The following is a 17,474-nucleotide window of genomic DNA, read 5'->3' as shown; positions in this document are numbered from 1 at the left end:
ATGCTATGCCGCGGGCACAGGCTCCACCGTCTTGTCGGCGCGCTCCGCCCGGGCGAGCAGCGCCGCCGCCAGCAGGCCTCCGGCCAGCACCGCCGCCGCCCCGACCAGCTGACTGGTCTCCAGGCCGGAGGCGAACGCGTCCGAGATCCTGGAGCGCTCGGAGTCGTCACGCGCCGCGGCGAGCGCCGCCGGGAGCGAGGCCGCGCCCACCACGGACGGGACCAGCGCCGCGAAGCGCGAGTTGAGGACCGCGCCGAGCACGGCCACGCCGAGCCCGTTGCCGAACTCCGCCAGCGTGCCGTTGACGCCCGCGCCCACGCCCGCCTTCTCCGGCGGGATCGCGCTCATCAGGGTGTTGGCCATGGCCGGCATCGAGACCGCGATGCCCGCGCCCATCACCACGAGCCCGAGCAGCATGCCGCTGTAGTGCTCGCCGCCGAGCAGCGCGATCGCCGCGAGTCCGGAGGCGTTCGCCGCCATGCCGAGCGCGATGGTCCTGGGCACGCCCAGCTTGGGCAGCAGCCGTGCGCCCACGCCCGCCACGTTCAGCACGATCACGCTCAGCGCCAGCGGCGCGATGCGCAGACCCGCCTCCAACGGCCCGTATCCGAGCACGAACTGGAGGTGCTGGGTCAGCAGGAACAGCGAGCCGCCCATGCCGAACGCGACCAGGATCGAGCCCGCGACGGCGCCGGTGAACTTCTGGTTGCGGAAGAAGTGCATGTCCAGCATCGGGTACGGGATGGACAGCTCCCAGCGGGCGAACGCGGCCAGGAAGACCAGGCCCACCGCGGCCGAGACCAGCACGTGCGCCGACGTCCAGCCGTGGCCCGGGCCCGAGATGATCGCGTACACCACTCCGCCCATGCCGACCGTGGAGAGCAGCGCGCCGAGCAGGTCCGGCCGGTCGCCCAGCGGGTTCTTCGACTCGGGGACGAGGACCAGGACGGCCACCAGGCCGAGCGCCGCGACCGGGATGTTGATCAGGAAGATCGAACCCCACCAGAAGTGGTCGAGCATCAGACCGCCGATCAGCGGCCCGGCGGCGAAGCCGAGGGAGTTGACCGTGGCCCACAGGCCGATCGCCTTGACCCGCTCCTCGTTGTCGAATATCTGCACGACGACGGCGAGCGTGGTCGTCATCAGGAGCGCGCCGCCGACGCCCATCCCGGCGCGCGCGGCGATCAACTGCCCGGCGCTCTGGGAGAGTCCGGCCGCCAGCGAGCCGATGCCGAAGAGCGCGAGCCCGGCCGCCAGCATCTTCTTGCGGCCGTAGCGGTCGGACGCGCTGCCCGCGGTGAGCAGCAGTCCGGACTGGACGAGCGAGTACGCGTTGATCATCCACTGGATGTCCGCGGTCGAGGCGTCGACCGACGTGCTCAGGGAGGGGATCGCGACGTTCAGAACGGTGTTGTCCAGCAGCACGGTGAGCTGGGCCAGGCAGATGACACCCAGGATCAGCCAGCGCTGCGGGTGCCGCGTGGGGGTGGCCGATGTGTCGGCGGCCGTGGCCGTCATGCGGGCTCCTTTGCGGAGTTGTACAGCGTATGGGGACGTTGACGTACACCGTAAAGGGATTCCTTGTACGGTGTAAAGCCTGTTTCCCCGGCGCAGACGGAAGGGCGGTGGTCCGGGTCGTTCCCGGACCACCGCCCCAGTGGCGGCCGCTACTTGGCGGGGGCCGTCAGGTCGTAGAAGGTGGCGCTGCCGACGGTGACCTTGGTGAAGGTGGCCGCGACCCAGGTGGCGAGGGAGGTGGCACCGCCCTGGCCGCCCCTCATGCCGCCGCCACCGACACCGCCTCCGCCGCCTCCGGCGATGAAGTAGTGGATCTTCCCTTCGGCCACGTACTTCTTGAACTGCGCGAGCGTCGGCGACGGGTCGCTGCCGTTGAAGCCGCCGATCGCCATCACCGGCTTCTCGGTGGCCAGTTGGTAGCTGGCCGCGTTCTGTGAACCGACGGCCGCCGCGACCCAGGTGAACCCGTCGGCATCCGTCGTGAGCAGGGACTTCGCCTTGGCGCTCACCCGGGCGCCGTTGAGCAGCCCGCCCATGCCGCCGGGTCCGCCGCGCTCGCCGCCCATGCCGCCGGGGAACCGGCCGCCGCCGGGGAGCTGGGGCGGCATGCCCGCCCGGCCGCCCTGCGGGGCGCCGCCGCCCGGCGGAACCATCGCGCCACCCTGCGGCATCTGCCCCTGGCCTGCCTGCGCGGGCCGCCCGTTCTGCCCGCCCGGAAAGACGAACTCGCCTCCCGTACCGCCCCGCATCCGCCCGCCGCCCGGTCCGCCGCCCATGGACGCGCCCGCCGGACCCGCCGTGACGATCGAGCCGGTGTGGCCGGTTCGGAGCGTGCTCACCGTGTACGCGAACGGCCCGGCCAGCGACACCACGAGCCCCACCCCGGCCGCGCCCAGCGCCAGCCGCCGGTCGAGCCGTCCCGCGAGCGCGAGCCCGGCCGCCGCCGCCAGACCGACGGTCAGCGCCGCCCACCGCAGCCACGGCAGATAGTCGGGCGTGCGACCGAGCAGCACGTACGACCACCAGGCCGTCAGCGCCACCGACGCGCCCAGCACGGCGGCCGCCGCGAGCCGGGTCCGCTCCTCCCACAGCACGGTCACGCCCATGCCGACCAGCGCGGCGACATAGGGGGCGAGGGCGACCGTGTAGTACTGGTGGAAGATCCCCGCCATGAAGCTGAAGATCCCGGCGGTCATCAGCAGCGCCCCGCCCCAGGCCAGGAACGCCGCCCGGCCCGTGTCGGTCCGCGGGCCCCGCCAGGTGACCACCAGGCCCGCCACGAGCAGCAGCAGCGCGGCGGGCAGCAGCCAGGAGATCTGACCGCCCACCTCGGAGCCGAACATCCGGTCCAGGCCCGTCGTGCCCCAGCCGCCGCCTCCCCGGCCGGCGCCACCGCCGCCCACGCTGCCGGTCTCGTCGCCGTTGATCCGGCCGAGGCCGTTGTAGCCGAAGGTCAGCTCCAGGAAGGAGTTGTGCTGCGAGCCGCCGATGTACGGGCGCGAGGACGCGGGCCACAGCTCCACGACCGCCACCCACCAGCCGCCCGAGACCACCGTGGCGAGCCCGGACAGGGCGAGCTGACCGAGCCGCTTGCGTACGGTCGTGGGCGCGCACACCGCGTACAGCACGGCGAGCGGCGGCAGGATCAGGAACGCCTGGAGGGTCTTCGTCAGGAACGCGAAGCCGACGGCCACGCCCGCCCACACCAGCCACTTCGTCCGCGCGTCCTCCAGCGCGCGCAGCACGCAGTACACGGTCGCGGTCATCAGCAGGGCGAGCAGCGCGTCCGGGTTGTTGAAGCGGAACATCAGCGCCGCGACCGGGGTGAGCGCGAGCACCGCGCCCGCGATGAGCCCCGCCGCCGGGCTGAACCGGCGCCGCACCGCCGCGTACAGCACCGCCACCGTGCCCACCCCCATCAGCACCTCGGGCAGCAGGATCTGCCAGGAGCCGAGGCCGAAGAGCCGTACCGAGAGCGCCATCGGCCACAGCGCGGCCGGGGGCTTGTCGACGGTGATGGCGTTGGCGGAGTCCAGCGAGCCGAAGAACATCGCCTTCCAGCTCGCGCTGCCCGCCTGGACGGCCGCCGAGTAGAAGGAGTTGGCGTACCCGGAGGCGCTGAGGTTCCAGAGGTACGTGAGGAGGGTGAGCAGGAGGAGGCCGAGGAAGGCGGGACGGACCCAGGCCGGGTCGGTGGTGCGGCCGCGCCACAGCCGGGCGGCCGCCGCCCTGGGCCGGGCCGTGGCGGCCCCCTCGGGGGCGCCGGCCGGGTAGGAGGTCGTGGTCATCGGGTGGCGTCCTTCTGATGGGGGAGTGAGGTGGCGCGGTCCGGGAAGACCCAGGCGCGGAAGAGCAGGAAGCGCAGCACGGTGGCCGCCAGGTTGGCCGCCACCAGGACCGCCACCTCGGTGGAGTGCGAGGGGTCGCCGTTCGCGGCGCCCAGGGCCGCGAGCGAGCCGCTGGTGAGGGCGAGCCCGATGGCGAACACCACGAGCCCCTGCGCCTGGTGGCGCATCGCGCGGTCCCGTCCCCGTACGCCGAAGGTGAGCCTCCGGTTCGCGGCGGTGTTGGCGACGGCGGACACCAGCAGGGCGGCGGCGTTGGCCGTCTGGGGTCCGGCGCCGGTCCGGAACAGGGAGTAGAGGCCGAGGTAGAAGAGGGTGGAGAGCGCGCCGATCACGCAGAACCCGACGAGCTGGCGGGCGAGCCCGCCCGGTACGCCGCTGATCGCCCGGTCGCGCGGATCGTCGCCGAACGGGCGCGCGAGCCGGTCGAGGGGGAGCGCGCCGACCGCGAGGGCGCGCCCGACCCGCCACACGCCCAAGAGGTCGTCGGTCGCCGTCCGCACGATGTGGACGGTCGAGTCCGGGTCGTCGACCCAGTCCACCGGCACCTCGTGGATGCGCAGCCCGGCCCGCTCGGCGAGCACCAGCAGCTCGGTGTCGAAGAACCAGCCGGTGTCCTCGACCATCGGCAGCAGCCGCTCGGCCACATCGCGGCGTATCGCCTTGAAGCCGCACTGGGCGTCCGAGAAGCGCGCCGCGAGCGACGACTTGAGGATCAGGTTGTACGCGCGGGAGATGAACTCCCGCTTGGGCCCGCGCACCACGCGCGAGGCCCGGCTGAGCCGGGAGCCGATCGCGAGGTCCGAGTGGCCCGAGATCAGCGGGGCCACCAGCGGGAGCAGCGCGTTCAGATCGGTCGAGAGGTCGACGTCCATATACGCGAGCACGGGCGCGTCCGAGGCCGACCACACGGTCCGCAGCGCCCGCCCGCGCCCCTTCTCCTCCAGCCGGACGTGGCGTACGCCCTCGATCTCACGGGCGAGGCGCGCCGCGACCTCGGGCGTGCGGTCGGTGGAGGCGTTGTCGGCGACGGTGATCCGGAACGCGTACGGGAAGGTGCGGGCGAGGTGCTCGCTGAGCCGGCGCACGCACGGCTCCAGGTCCCGCTCCTCGTTGTGGACGGGGACCACCACGTCGAGTACGGGCCCGCCCGCCGCACCGACGGGCAGGTGCTCCCGTGCCGGCAGGGTCCCCACACAGATGTCGGTTCGCATGCCACCGACCCTCGCGAGGACCGCTGTCACACCTGTGTGGTGCGACTGTGGCCAGGCTGTGAGTGGGGGGAGAGCGCGGGTCGGGCCGAGGCCGTCGCGGGCAGGTGGACGCTGAAGACCGTGCTGCCCGGGGCCGAGCGCACCGAGACGCCGCCGCCGTGCGCGGCCACCACCGCCTGCACGATGGCGAGGCCGAGGCCGGTCGAGCCGTGCGCCCGGGACCGGGAGGCGTCGCCGCGCGCGAACCGCTCGAAGACGTGCGGCAGCAGCGCCGACGGGATGCCCGGACCGTCGTCCTCGACTTCGAGCACGGCCCACGCGCCCCGGCGCGCCACGCGCGCGGTGACGGTGGTGCCGGGGGGTGTGTGGGTGCGCGCGTTGCCCAGGAGGTTGACCAGGACCTGGTGGAGGCGGGCGCCGTCGCCGAGGACGGAGACCGGGTCGTCGGGCACCTCCGGCAGCTCCAGACGCCACCGGTACCCCTGCCCGGCCGCCCGCGCGTCGCTCACCGCGTCCACGACCAACGGCGAGAGATCAGTGCTCTCGTACGAGAGCGGGCGTCCGGCGTCCAGCCGTGCGAGCAGCAGCAGATCCTCCACGAGCCCGGTCATCCGCCGGGCCTCCGCCTCGACGCGCCCGAGCGCGTGGCGGGTGGCGGGCCCGACCTCCTCCGTACCGCGCCGGGTGAGCTCGGCGTACCCGCGAATGGAGGCGAGCGGGGTGCGCAGCTCATGGCTGGCGTCGGCGACGAACTGCCGTACGCGCGTCTCGCTCTCCTGCCGCGCGGCCAGCGCGGAACCGACGTGCCCCAGCATCCGGTTGAGCGCGGCGCCCACCTGCCCGACCTCGGTACGCGGGTCGGCCTCGGCGTCCGGGACCCGCTCGTGCAGCGCCACCTCGCCACTGTGCAGCGGCAGTTCGGAGACCCGGGTGGCGGTCGCGGCGACCCGGCGCAGCGGGCGCAGCGCCACGCCGACGATGGCGGCGCCCGCGATCCCGGCGGCGACCAGCCCCGCGGCGGTCACCCACACGATGACGAGGACCAGGTTGTCGACGGTCGACTCGACGTCCTTGAGCGGGAAGCCGACCAGGGCCGAGCCGTCCCTCTCCCACTGCGCCCGGTACGAGCCGAGGCCCGGCACCGACACGGTGTGGACGCGCCCGTCCTTGGGCACCGCCGCCAGCGCGCCCATCTGGCCCGCGGTGAGGGGTTGCTGGATCCCCCGGGGCGACGAGCCGGGCTCGCCCCGGACGCTGGTGGCCCCGGCGGCGGGCTGCCCGTCGGGGCCGGTGCGCAGCCCGACCGTGCCGAACGGCTGGCCGGGCGCGGAGACGAAGTCCGTGGAGAGACCACTGGGACCGAAGTGGCGGGCGCGCTCGACGGCGGGCCGCAGCGAGTCGTCCAGCTGCCGCTGGAGGTGGGAGCGCATCCCGATGACCGTCACCGTCCCGATCACGGCCGCGACGACCGCGATCAGCGCGACGGCGGAGACGACGAGCCGGGTCCGCAGCGTCCACCGGCGCGGCCGCCTCGGCGTGCGCCGGGAACGCATCCGGCTCACTCGCCGGGCTTGATGAGGTACCCGGCCCCGCGCCGGGTGTGGATCATCGGCGACCGGCCCGCGTCGATCTTCCGCCGCAGATACGAGATGTACAGCTCCACGACGTTGGCCTGGCCGCCGAAGTCGTACGACCAGACCCGGTCGAGGATCTGCGCCTTGCTGAGCACCCGGCGCGGGTTGCGCATCAGATAGCGCAGCAGCTCGAACTCGGTGGCGGTGAGGTGGATGTTCACCCCGCCCCGGGTCACGTCGTGGCTGTCCTCGTCGAGCGTGAGGTCCCCGACGACGAGCATCGACTCGCTCCGCACGGTCGCGCTGCCGGAGCGGCGGATCAGCCCGCGCAGCCGGGCCACGACCTCTTCGAGCGAGAACGGCTTGGTGACGTAGTCGTCGCCGCCCGCGGTGAGCCCGGCGATCCGGTCCTCGACCGCGTCCTTGGCGGTGAGGAACAGCACGGGCACGTCCGGCAGTTCACGGCGCAGCCGCCCGAGCACGGCGAGCCCGTCCATGTCGGGCAGCATGATGTCGAGGATGACCGCGTCGGGCCGGAACTCCCGGGCGGCCCGCACCGCACCGGCCCCGTCCCCGGCGCTGCGCACCTGCCACCCTTCGTAGCGCAGCGCCATGGACAGCAGCTCGCTGAGCGCCGCCTCGTCGTCCACGACGAGCACCCGGACGGCGGTCCCGTCCGGCCTCAGCAATTCGGTACGCCCCTGCGGGGAGGTGGTGGTCATGCCCACCACCCTGTGAGCGCCCCCTGAGAACGCCCTTGCGCGTTCCTGTGAATTCCCTGAGAAAGGGCAGGGACTCGGTCAGGGGCCGGGGTTTGGGTCCGGGTCGGGGAGGTCGAGCAGCCGGGTGCCGCTTACCTGCCGGGGTCCGGGTCCGGGAGGCCGAACAGCCGGGTGCCGTTGCCGTGGCAGACGCCCCGCAGCCAGTCGTCCCCGAGCCCGAGCCGTTCCAGGGCTTCGAGCTGGTGGAGATAGCCGTACGGGATGTTGGGGAAGTCCGAGCCGAGCAGCACCCGGTCGCCGAGATCGCGCAACCGGGGCAGCGCGTCCTTCGGGAAGGGCGCGAACCGCTCGCTGAAGTCCGTGAACGCCATGGTCGTGTCCAGCATGACCCCCTCGTACGCGTCGGCGAGCGCCATGAAGTCGACGTACTCCGGCATCCCCAGGTGCGCCACGATCAGCCGCAGCCGGGGATGCCGGGCGAGGAGACGCCCGATGGGCTCGGGCCCGGTGTGCTTGCCGGGCGCGGGCCCCGAGCCGCAGTGGACGACGACGGGCACGGCGGCCTCGGCGAGCGCGCCCCACACGGCGTCCAGGAGGGGGTCGTTGGGGTCGTAGCCCCCCACCTGGACGTGCGCCTTGAAGACCCGGGCCCCTACGTCGAGCGCCTCCCCGACGTACGCGCCCGCGCCCTCCTCCGGGAAGAAGGTGGCCGTGTGCAGACAGCCGGGGGTGCGGCGCGCGAAGTCGACGGCCCACCCGTTGAGCCAGCGCGCCATGTCCGCCTTGTGCGGGTACAGCATCGAGGTGAAGGCGCTCACGCCGAACTCGCCGAGCAGCTCGATGCGCCGCGCCTCCTCCTCCCGGTACGCGATGGGCCACTCCACCCCGGTGAGCGGCCCGGCCGAGTCGAAGTACGCCCAGACCTTCTTCAGGACGCGGTCGGGCATGAAGTGCGTGTGCACGTCGACGAGCCCGGGCAGCCCGAGGCGGGCCCAGAAGGCCCGCACAAGGGCGGCCTCGGCCTCAGCTGCCGGCGCCTTCACCGGTGCCCTCGCGCTGGAAGCTGTAGCTCCGCTCGACCTTGGCGACATGGACGCTGTAGCTCTCGTACCACTCGGCGCGCCCCTGCTTCTGCGCGCTCTGGTGCTCCAGACGGGAGCGCCAGGCGGCGATGGCGTCCTCGTCGCGGAAGTACCCGACGGTGATGCCGAGGCCGCCCGGGGTGCGGGCGCTCTCGTATCCGAGGTAGCCCGGTATCTCCGCGACGAGCTTCGTCATGAGGTCGGCCGTCTCGCCGTACCCCCGGTCGCCTTCGGTGCGCAGGGAGGTGAACACGACGGTGTAGTAGGGCGGTTCGATACCGGCAACGAGACCGGCCACAAGGTGATCACTCATGCGCCCCACCCTCCGCTGTCATCGGTGAACGTGTCCATACCCCTTACTCGAAGGGATCCAAAGGGGATCCAAGTCTTGACCAAAGGGTCCCCGGGGACGGTTCCGAGGGGGTCCCGGTTCGGGCCTTTCGGGTTCAGAAGAGCTGGTCCTGCACGTCAGGAGGCCGCAGTGCCCGGACGGGCACGGTGATCCCCCCACCGGCGGGCGCGGCCCCGAGCCCCCACCCGCTCATGAGCCGCGTGTCCAGGACGACGACGCGTCCTTCCGCCTCCAGGTGGAGATCGGGCCCGGCGGCGGCGAGAACGCGCCCGCCGACGACCCCGTCGGGCACCAGCTCGCGCACGACCCCGTGCGCGGGCACGAGTCCGTCGAGCCCGAACAGCCGCCCGTGGTCGACGACCCGGCACGCCAGAGCCTCCAGCGACTCGGGCCACCCGCCGAGCCCGACGGCCTGCGCATGCAGCGCGCGCACTTCTCCTTGACGCTCACCGCCCCCGGGAAGCGAGGCCCTGATCCGGCGCTTCTGCTCGTACGAGACGCGATCGGGCACCCCCAGAGCGGCCCGCAGCAGCTCCTCGCACCGCCGGGCGGCCATCAGCGGCCCGCGCCCCAGCCAGGAGAAGCAGACGGCCCCCTGCTCCCTCAGCCGCGCGCCCTCCCGCTCCTCGGCGGTGATCCCGACCTTGACGAGTCCGGGCCCGAACCAGGCCAGATAGACGCGATAGACCCGAGGATCGTCAGGCACCCGATCGGCGGCGACGGAATGAACCCGATCGAGCCGAGCACACTCCCCGCACCGAGCCTGAGAACTCCCCCTCGCGACGACCACGTCCCCGGGACAGGGATTCCCTCTCGCCCCGACACAGGTCCGCTCCCCGACGACCCGAAACCCCACGTCACCCCCGAACACGATCGGACTGACCCGCCGATCCCCCCGCTCCCCCACCCACACCAGCCCAGGCCCGTCCTCCCCCCACCGAACCCCACTACTGCGCCACACCCCAGCCATGTCTACGACGGTAGCCGGGGGCACTGACAACGGGCCGGGGCTGGGGATGGGCCCGGGGGCGGACCGAGGGAGGGCGGGCCGGTGCGGGCATACGAGAAAGGCCCCCCGGATCTCTCCGGGGGGCCTTTCGGCTGTGCACTCGGCAGGATTCGAACCTGCAACCTTCTGATCCGTAGTCAGATGCTCTATCCGTTAAGCTACGAGTGCTTGTTGCGTTGCTTCCCGGTTTTTTTCTTCCCGGTCGGCGTTGCGGGAACAACATTACATGACCTGCGCCGTGACGCGAAATCCATTGCCCACCCCCCTCCTGACCTGCGAAAACGCCCCTATGGGGACTGAGGTGGGGGAGAGGGTCCGGCGGGCGCGATGTGCCCGTAACAGGGGAAATGTGACCGGGGTCACCGGATCTGCGCCCACCGGCCCCCCTGCGGGCCGCACCCGCCCGGAAACGGCCGAAGCCCCGGCCGTGGGGCCGGGGCTTCGGGTTCAGCTGGCGGAGGCGGAGGGATTTGAACCCTCGATGGGCTTTAAGACCCAAACCGCATTAGCAGTGCGGCGCCATAGACCGGACTAGGCGACGCCTCCAGCACAACCCCCCGCGTGCGCGAGTGGTGCGTGCAGATGATGACACAGCCTTGCTCCGCGTCACCAATCGCACCCCACGGTACTAGGCAGGTGGGGGCCAGAGCAAAGCGTTAGGCGACCCACTCTTCGCGGACTCCGAAGGTGCTCGCGGCGGACTCACGGACCGTCCCGACGATCGCCTCGGCGACTGGTTCGGCGACCCGCTCGGCGACCCGCTCCAGAGCCGACTCGGCGGCGGCCCCCCAGCCCATGCGCAACGCCCGGCGCCCCCGCGCGTTAGGCATGGCGAATCCGTTCACCCCCGGTGGGGCCGGACCCACCTCGTCCACCCCGTGGAGCCCCGCATGCTGCGTCGCCTCGTCGTCACCGCGCTCGCCACCACCGCCACGGCCGCGCTCGCCGCCTCGCCCCCGGCTTTAGCCGCCGCCCCCCTGCCGCTGCCCCCGCTCCCCCTCCTCGACAGCGGCGGCGGCAACCACGACCACCTCACGGTCACCGTCGCGCACAACGGCGAGACCGACGGTACGTACGAGCTGGAGTGCCACCCGGCCGGCGGCAACCACCCTCAGATCCTCCAGGCGTGCGACCGGCTCGACAAGCTCACCACCTGGGGCAAGGACCCCTTCGCGCCCGTCCCTCCGGGCGCCCGGTGCACGATGATCTACGGCGGCGACTCCACCGCCCGGGTCACCGGCACCTGGGCGGGCCGGCCCGTCGACGCCGAGTACAACCGGCACAACGGCTGCGAGATGGCGCGGTGGGACGCGTTCGTGCCGGTTCTCCCCGGAGCCCGGTGAGCGCCCGGTGAAGGTTCGGTGAGGGCTCGGACGGCCACGCGGTGAGCGCGCCGACGGGGCGCCCGAAGCACGCGGCCCCGGCAGGGGCGCCGGGTGCGCCCCACCCCGTCGGCGCAATCTCCCGGCATACGCCGTGGTCACAGAACATTGGTGAGAGCTCCCCCTCATCCGCCGCCGCTCGCACATCCCCTGCCTTTAGACTCCCTCCCAGTGACAGGCCGCAAGGTGCAGTGGTTCAGGGAGGAAGCGTCGTCGTGAGCAGCAGGCCATCCCGAGGCGCTGCTCGCCTCGCAGCCATACTTGACGCCCTTCCGGACGGGCTCGTGCTCGTCAACTGCAACGGCACGGTCGTCAACGCGAACACCATCGCCCTGGAGATGTTCGAGTCTCCGGGGACCGGGCTCGTGGGGCGGGGCGTGCTCGACCTGCTGCCCACCTTCGACTCCAAGCTCATCCCGGGCTCGATGCGCCGCCCCGACACCGAGGACGAGCAGGGCCGCACCAAGCCGACCCGGATGGTGGCCCGGCGCACCGACGGCAGCGAGTTCCCCGTCGAGGTGACCAGCGCCAACCTGGAGGACGGACGCGACGCGTACGCCTCACCGTCCTCCTCCTACGGAAGCAGCGGCGCGCACTACTCCGGCGACGAACTCCTCATGATCGTCGTCCGCGACCTCTCCGGAACCGTCGACACCGAGGCCGAGCTGGCCCGTTCGCAGCGGCAGACCGAGATGATCCTGCGCGCGGCGGCGGAGGGCGTCGTCGGCACCGACACCGAGGGCCGCGTCGTCCTGGTCAACCCGGCCGCCGCGCAGATCCTCGGCTACCGCGCCAGCGACCTCGGCGGCCAGGAGCTGCACCCGCTGGTGCTGCACTCGCGCGCCGACGGCGAGGCGTTCCCATACGAGGAAAGCCCGCTCGCCGACACGCTGAAGTCCGGCCGCAAGCACCGCGTGCGCGGTCAGATGCTGTGGACGAAGAGCGGCGCGGGCGTGCCCGTCGATCTGACGACCGCGCCGGTACGGGACGGGGACCTGCTGGTCGGCGCGGTGATGACGTTCACCGACCGCCGCCCGTACGAGGAGCAGGCCAAGAAGCACGCGGAGGTCCTGGAGCGCGAGACCTCCCGCTACGACGCGCTGTCCGCGCGCCACCAGCAGCTGCTCTCGGTGCTCGGAGGGTCGCTGCGCGGGCCGCTGGACGAGCTGCGCCGCGAGCTGTCCACGCTGGCGGCGGACGACGCGGGCCAGCTGTGGCCCGAGGCCAACCAGGTCCTGCACCATCTGGCCGCCGGATACGCCCGGATGACCACCCTCGTCGACAACGTGCTGGCCTTCCAGCGGCTCGACTCCGGTACGGAGGAGCTGAAGAAGGCCAAGGTGCTGGTCGGGACCGTGGTCGCGGCGGGCGTCGAGGGCGCCGTCGAGCTGATCGGGCCCGGCCGGGCCCAGTTCGCCGTCCACGCGCCGCCGATCGAGGCCGAGATCGACCCCGCGCGGCTCTCCACGGCGCTGGCCCACCTGGTGGCGGACGTCGCGGGCGTCGACGCCACGGGCAACGCGCCGGTGGCCGCAGGCGGCTATATGGACTCCACGGTCGTCGTCGCGGCGGCGGTGCGTGGCGAGGTCGTACGCATCGAGGTGCGCGGGCCGTACGCCGGGGGCGACCCCGTCCACAAGCCCATCGTCCAGGGCATCGTGCGCGCCCACGGCGGTGTCCTCCAGACGGTCGAGGTGCCGGGCATGAGCGGCAGCGCGTACGTCCTGGAAGTGCCGCTGGGGGAGGGGGCGGGCTCGGTGCCGGAGCCCGCGGCGGCCGAGGTCGCTGTGGTCACGGCCCAGCAGCCGACCGGATCGGGGCGCCGCCGCGCCCGGCGGGCCTCCACGGACGCGTTCCTGGAGAGCCCCGTCGAGGAGGAGAAGTCCCCGACCGGCCGCCGCCGGGCACGCGCCCAGGGGGACCAGCCGGCCGACCCGGCCGCCGCTTCCCCGGCGGCCCTTGAACGCATCCCCGCGCAGCAGGCGGGCGAGAGCGACGGCGGTGGCGCGGGTTCCGGCGGGAGATCCGCCGGGAGTCCCAGCGGGATTTCCCGTACGGGGCAGGGCGGCCCGGGATCCGGCGGAGTGCCCGGTGCCGGTCCGTCCGGCGGTGCGCCGCACGGCGATGCGGGCGGTACGCCCGGGGGCTCCCCCGGCGCTCACCCCTTCGGCCCCGGCGGCCCGTCCGGCGGGACCCCCAACGGCCCGGCCACCGGTATGCCGGGCGCCCAGGGCTCCACGGGCGGCGCCCACCCCTACGCCCCCGGCGCCGGCCCCGCGGGCCCCATCGGCGGCCCCGGCGACGGGACTTCGGGCGCCCCCGATGCCGGTCCGTCCGGCGACACCGGCGGCTCCTCCGGGACGGGGCGGCGGCGCGGGCGGCCCAGCCCGGCCGAGGACGCCGCCGCGCCCTCCGAGGGCTCGGTCGTCACCGCCGCCGAGAGCGCCCGCCAGCCCGGCGCCGGACGCCCGGCCGCGCTGAGCGAGACCGTTCCGCCCCAGGGCATGGCGGCCGACCCGGCCGCTCCCTCGGGCCGCCGCGCCCGCCGCGCCCTGCCCGCCACCAGCGGCGACGCCCCTGCCGGTGACGCACACGCCGCCGACGCGGAACCCGGCGGCCGTCGGGCCCGCAGGGCTCTGGCGCCCGCCCCGGAGGCCGAGGAGGGGGCCGTACGCACCGCGTTCGCGCTCCCGCCCGCCGAGGCGGACCGCCCGGCCAGGCCCGAGGGCTTCCCCGCCAACGGCCCGGCTTCCGGCCCGATGTCCGTCCCGGCTTCCGGCCCGGCCGACGCCGGGCAGCCCCCGGCGAACGCGCCCGGCCGCCCCCTCGGACTCCCCGGAGCGGCGCCCGGCCAGGGCACCGGCATCCCCGTGGACCCGAACCGCCCCGGCGTCCCCGACCCCCACCAGCCCCTCCCGGCCCCTTCGGCCCCGGCTCACCGCCCTCTGGCGAACGGCCCCGGCCAGAGCGGTGGCCCTGCCGCCCCGGCCCACCGTCCGCTGGCGAACGGGCCCGCGCAGGCCTCCCCGGCCGGTCAGCCCCGCCCGGCCGCCGGTCGCGGACGCCACGACGCCGTACGCAACGAGGCCGCCGACGAGCACACCCCGCCGCAGCCGCACCCCGTGGAGCAGCCGCCCGCGTGGGCGGTGGGCGGCGCGGTTCCGGCGAACGGGCCGGAGACCTCGGGCGGCGCCGTGCCCGCCCGCCAGCCGCTGCCCGCCGAGGCGGCGCCCATGCCCGACGACGCCTCCCAGGGCCGTTCGATCAGCGTGCGCACGCTCGGCCAAGGCGTGCCCTTCACCCAGCCGACCGCCGGTCCCTCGGGCTCGGGGCGGCGCCGCAAGCTCGGTACGCCCCCCGAAGGCGACCGCCCGGCCGGGACCACCGAGGCCGAACGCCCCGGCCCGTCACCCACGTCGCTGCTCTCGCCCCCCTCGGAGGGCCAGGGGCGCGCGTACGCCATAGGAGCGCCCGACGAGGGCGCCGAGGGGCCCGAGCCGCTGGACGGGCCCGGAGGCGCCGTCGAGGTCGCCAACCGCCCGCACCCGCAGCCTGTCGACGACGAGCTGCCGCCGGAGCCGCTCGACAACCCGCGCCGGCTGCTCGTCTGGCCCGCACCCGACGTCTCCACCTCGCAGGCGCTGAGTGACCGCGGCTACCGGCCCGTGGTCGTGCATTCCCGTGAGGAGGTCGACGCCCAGATCGCGGCGTTCCCGGCCGCGCTCTTCGTCGACCCGCTGACCGGGCCGATCACCCGTACCGCCCTCCAGTCGCTGCGCCAGGCGGCCGTCGCCGCCGAGGTGCCGGTGCTGGTGACGGCCGGGCTGGGCCAGGCGACGCGCGAGGCGGCGTACGGCGCCGACCCCGCCGTACTCCTCAAGGCCCTCGCGCCCCGCGACAGCGAGCAGCACCCGCCCCGGGTCCTGCTGATCGAGGAGCACGAGGAGATCGCCCTCGCGCTGACGGCCACCCTGGAGCGGCGCGGTATGCAGGTCGCCCGCGCCGCCACCGACACCGAGGCCGTGACCCTGGCGGGCCAGATGCGGCCGAACCTGGTCGTGATGGATCTGATGCAGGTACGCCGCCGCCGCGCCGGGATCGTCGACTGGCTGCGCGCGAACGGGCAGTTGAACCACACCCCGCTCGTCGTCTACACCTCGGCGGGCCTCAACCAGCCGGAGCTCCCGAAGCTTTCGGCGGGGGAGACCGTGCTGTTCCTGGCCGAACGCTCGACCAGCACCGAGGTCCAGGGCCGGATCGTCGACCTGCTCGCCAAGATCGGCACGAACTGACCTACGCCGTCGGGAGCGTTGGCGCCCTGCCCGGCGCCAACGAGGAGGGGGCCGGGGGACGTTTCACGTGAAACACACCCCAGCCCACTCTGTCAGCCACGTTTCACGTGAAACATGGCCATCGCCACCTCATCGGGCCCGCCATGTTTCACGTGAAACGTGGCCGACGCCGCCTCGACGGGACCGTCGCCTCACCGGACCACGCGTCAGCGCAGCTCCGTGACGTCCAGCTCCCCGTCCGCGTACTTCTTGCGGATCACCTTCTTGTCGAACTTCCCCACGCTCGTCTTCGGCACCGCCTCGACGATCGTCCACCGCTCCGGCAGCTGCCACTTCGCGACCGACCGGGAGAGGAACTCCTTCAGGGCCGCGTAGTCGGCGGTCGCGCCCGGCCTCAGCACGACCGTGGCGAGCGGGCGCTCGCCCCACTTCTCGTCGGGGACGGCGACGACCGCGGCCTCGGCTACCTCGGGGTGGGCCATCAGGGCGTTCTCCAGGTCGACCGAGGAGATCCACTCCCCGCCCGACTTGATGACGTCCTTGGCGCGGTCGGTGAGCGTCAGGAAGCCGTCGGCGCTGATCACCCCGACGTCGCCCGTCTTCAGCCAGCCGTCCTCGCTGAACTTGTCGGCGGGGCGGAAGTCCTCGCCGCCCGCGCCGCCGTAGTACGCGCCCGCGATCCAGGTGCCCCTGACCTCCAGCTCGCCCGCCGACTCGTTGTCCCAGGGCAGGATCTCCCCGCCGGGACCGACCAGCCGCGCCTCGACGCCCGCCGGGAAGCGCCCCTGGGTGACCCGGTACGGCCACTCCTCCTCGGCCGTGAGCCCGGCCGGCGGGTTGGCCATGGTGCCCAGCGGCGACGTCTCCGTCATGCCCCACGCGTGGCAGAGCCGGACGCCCAGCTTGTCGTACGCCTCCATCAGCGAGGGCGGACAGGCCGCGCCGCCGATGGTGACCCGCACCATCGAGGTGAGGTCCCGGGGGCGCGCGGTGACCTCGGCGAGCAGCCCCTGCCAGATGGTCGGCACGGCGGCGGCGTGCGTGGGCTTCTCGCGCTCGATCATCTCGGCGAGCGGCGCGGGCTGCAGGAAGCGGTCCGGCATCAGCATGTCGACGCCGGTCATGAAGGTCGCGTGCGGCAGCCCCCAGGCGTTCACATGGAACTGCGGCACCACGACCAGGGTCTTGTCCTTGTCGGTGAGCCCCATCGACTCGGCCATGTTGACCTGCATCGAGTGCAGATAGACCGAACGGTGCGAGTAGACGACGCCCTTGGGGTCGCCCGTGGTGCCGGAGGTGTAGCACATGGCGGCGGCGGTGCGCTCGTCCAGCTGCGGCCAGTCGTACGAGGTCGGGCGGCCCGCGAGCAGTTCCTCGTACTCGTGCACCTGCGGCCCCGCGCCGTCGATGTCGTCGAGCAGCGAACGGTCGCCGGGCCCGGAGACCACGATGTGCTCGACGGTCGGCAGATGCGGCAGCAGCGGAGCGAGCAGCGGCAGCAGCGAACCGTTGGCGATGATCACGCGGTCGGCCGCGTGGTTGACGATCCAGATCAGCTGGTCGGCCGGAAGCCGCAGGTTCAGCGTGTGGAGCACCGCGCCCATGGAGGGGATCGCGAGGTATGCCTCGACATGCTCGGCGTTGTTCCACATCAGGGTGGCGGTCGCCTGCCCGTCCTCGACGCCGAGCTCGCGCAGGGCGTGGGCCAGCTGCGCCGCCCGCCCGCCGATCTCCGCGAAACTGCGGCGCCGTGGCTCCGCCTCGCCGGTCCAGGTCGTGACCTGCGACTTGCCGTGGATCGTGGACCCGTGGGTCAGGATCCGCGAGATCAGCAGCGGTACGTCCTGCATGGTGCTCAGCACGGCGGCCTCCCGGTGGGCGCTACGGTGCGCCACGTGGCGATAGGGGTGTGCCGATTCTGCTCACGTACCGCGCGGTATGTCACTACCCGGAGGTAATGAATCACCCACGAGACCAAGGTCAC

At 73.5% G+C, this 17,474-nt stretch carries 12 protein-coding genes and 2 tRNA genes; 2 read left to right on the top strand and 12 right to left on the bottom strand.

What is annotated here, in order from left to right; all coding sequences use genetic code 11:
• Positions 1–3 precede the first annotated feature (3 nt).
• The 11 genes from BX283_RS21885 to BX283_RS40700 all read right to left on the bottom strand — a co-directional run bounded on the left by BX283_RS21885 (position 4) and on the right by BX283_RS40700 (position 10,646).
• Positions 4–1,518, bottom strand: coding sequence for an MFS transporter (locus tag BX283_RS21885; RefSeq protein WP_101389247.1), 1,515 nt, complete (start codon positions 1,516–1,518; stop codon positions 4–6).
• Positions 1,519–1,667: 149 nt separating this feature from the next.
• Entirely contained in the window at positions 1,668–3,806 is a 2,139-nt protein-coding gene (locus tag BX283_RS21880) for a glycosyltransferase family 39 protein (protein WP_101389246.1), read from the bottom strand.
• A complete protein-coding gene (locus BX283_RS21875; protein ID WP_101389245.1) occupies positions 3,803–5,077 on the bottom strand; it encodes a bifunctional glycosyltransferase family 2/GtrA family protein in 1,275 nt (424 codons plus the stop codon). Before BX283_RS21875 ends, BX283_RS21880 begins: the two co-directional genes overlap by 4 nt.
• Positions 5,078–5,103: 26 nt before the next feature.
• Entirely contained in the window at positions 5,104–6,630 is a 1,527-nt protein-coding gene (locus BX283_RS21870) for a cell wall metabolism sensor histidine kinase WalK (RefSeq protein ID WP_101389244.1), read from the bottom strand.
• Between the two features lie 5 nt (positions 6,631–6,635).
• Positions 6,636–7,373 carry a response regulator transcription factor gene (locus BX283_RS21865; protein WP_101392502.1) on the bottom strand — a complete coding sequence of 246 codons (738 nt, stop codon included), beginning with the start codon at positions 7,371–7,373 and terminating at the stop codon, positions 6,636–6,638.
• Positions 7,374–7,504: 131 nt separating this feature from the next.
• Positions 7,505–8,416 carry an amidohydrolase family protein gene (locus BX283_RS21860; protein ID WP_257583474.1) on the bottom strand — a complete coding sequence of 304 codons (912 nt, stop codon included), beginning with the start codon at positions 8,414–8,416 and terminating at the stop codon, positions 7,505–7,507.
• Positions 8,397–8,768 (bottom strand): antibiotic biosynthesis monooxygenase, encoded by a 372-nt coding sequence (locus BX283_RS21855; protein ID WP_101389242.1) that lies wholly within the window; start codon positions 8,766–8,768, stop codon positions 8,397–8,399. The genes BX283_RS21860 and BX283_RS21855 overlap by 20 nt, the downstream gene beginning before the upstream one ends.
• A 133-nt stretch (positions 8,769–8,901) precedes the next feature.
• Positions 8,902–9,777 (bottom strand): DUF2797 domain-containing protein, encoded by an 876-nt coding sequence (locus BX283_RS21850; protein WP_101389241.1) that lies wholly within the window; start codon positions 9,775–9,777, stop codon positions 8,902–8,904.
• A gap of 134 nt (positions 9,778–9,911) precedes the next feature.
• A tRNA-Arg gene (locus BX283_RS21845) sits at positions 9,912–9,984 on the bottom strand.
• A 284-nt stretch (positions 9,985–10,268) separates the two neighbouring features.
• Positions 10,269–10,362: transfer RNA gene (locus BX283_RS21840), tRNA-Ser, on the bottom strand.
• A gap of 110 nt (positions 10,363–10,472) precedes the next feature.
• Entirely contained in the window at positions 10,473–10,646 is a 174-nt protein-coding gene (locus tag BX283_RS40700) for a hypothetical protein (protein WP_180357219.1), read from the bottom strand.
• Positions 10,647–10,706: 60 nt separating this feature from the next.
• On the opposite strand from BX283_RS40700, the gene BX283_RS21835 reads away from it, so the two are divergent.
• Both BX283_RS21835 and BX283_RS21830 read left to right on the top strand, forming a co-directional pair.
• Positions 10,707–11,159, top strand: coding sequence for an SSI family serine proteinase inhibitor (locus tag BX283_RS21835; protein WP_101389240.1), 453 nt, complete (start codon positions 10,707–10,709; stop codon positions 11,157–11,159).
• Between the two features lie 254 nt (positions 11,160–11,413).
• Positions 11,414–15,490: a PAS domain-containing protein gene (locus tag BX283_RS21830; RefSeq protein WP_101389239.1), complete on the top strand. Its 4,077-nt coding sequence runs from the start codon at positions 11,414–11,416 to the stop codon at positions 15,488–15,490.
• Positions 15,491–15,696: 206 nt separating this feature from the next.
• On the opposite strand, the gene BX283_RS21825 is transcribed toward BX283_RS21830, so the two are convergent.
• A complete protein-coding gene (locus BX283_RS21825) occupies positions 15,697–17,352 on the bottom strand; it encodes a long-chain fatty acid--CoA ligase (RefSeq protein WP_101389238.1) in 1,656 nt (551 codons plus the stop codon).
• Between the last annotated feature and the right edge of the window lie 122 nt (positions 17,353–17,474).

Source organism: Streptomyces sp. TLI_146 (genome assembly GCF_002846415.1).
GTDB lineage: Bacteria > Actinomycetota > Actinomycetes > Streptomycetales > Streptomycetaceae > Streptomyces.
The sequence above is the reverse complement of the archived record's forward strand: the minus strand, read 5'-3'. Positions and strand labels throughout refer to the sequence as shown.

Coding starts and splice junctions, on each gene's coding strand:
- BX283_RS21885 (WP_101389247.1), bottom strand. CDS start 1,518: ATGACGGCCACGGCCGCCGACACATCGGCCACCCCCACGCGGCACCCG.
- BX283_RS21880 (WP_101389246.1), bottom strand. CDS start 3,806: ATGACCACGACCTCCTACCCGGCCGGCGCCCCCGAGGGGGCCGCCACG.
- BX283_RS21875 (WP_101389245.1), bottom strand. CDS start 5,077: ATGCGAACCGACATCTGTGTGGGGACCCTGCCGGCACGGGAGCACCTG.
- BX283_RS21870 (WP_101389244.1), bottom strand. CDS start 6,630: ATGCGTTCCCGGCGCACGCCGAGGCGGCCGCGCCGGTGGACGCTGCGG.
- BX283_RS21865 (WP_101392502.1), bottom strand. CDS start 7,373: ATGACCACCACCTCCCCGCAGGGGCGTACCGAATTGCTGAGGCCGGAC.
- BX283_RS21855 (WP_101389242.1), bottom strand. CDS start 8,768: ATGAGTGATCACCTTGTGGCCGGTCTCGTTGCCGGTATCGAACCGCCC.
- BX283_RS21850 (WP_101389241.1), bottom strand. CDS start 9,777: ATGGCTGGGGTGTGGCGCAGTAGTGGGGTTCGGTGGGGGGAGGACGGG.
- BX283_RS40700 (WP_180357219.1), bottom strand. CDS start 10,646: ATGCCTAACGCGCGGGGGCGCCGGGCGTTGCGCATGGGCTGGGGGGCC.
- BX283_RS21835 (WP_101389240.1), top strand. CDS start 10,707: ATGCTGCGTCGCCTCGTCGTCACCGCGCTCGCCACCACCGCCACGGCC.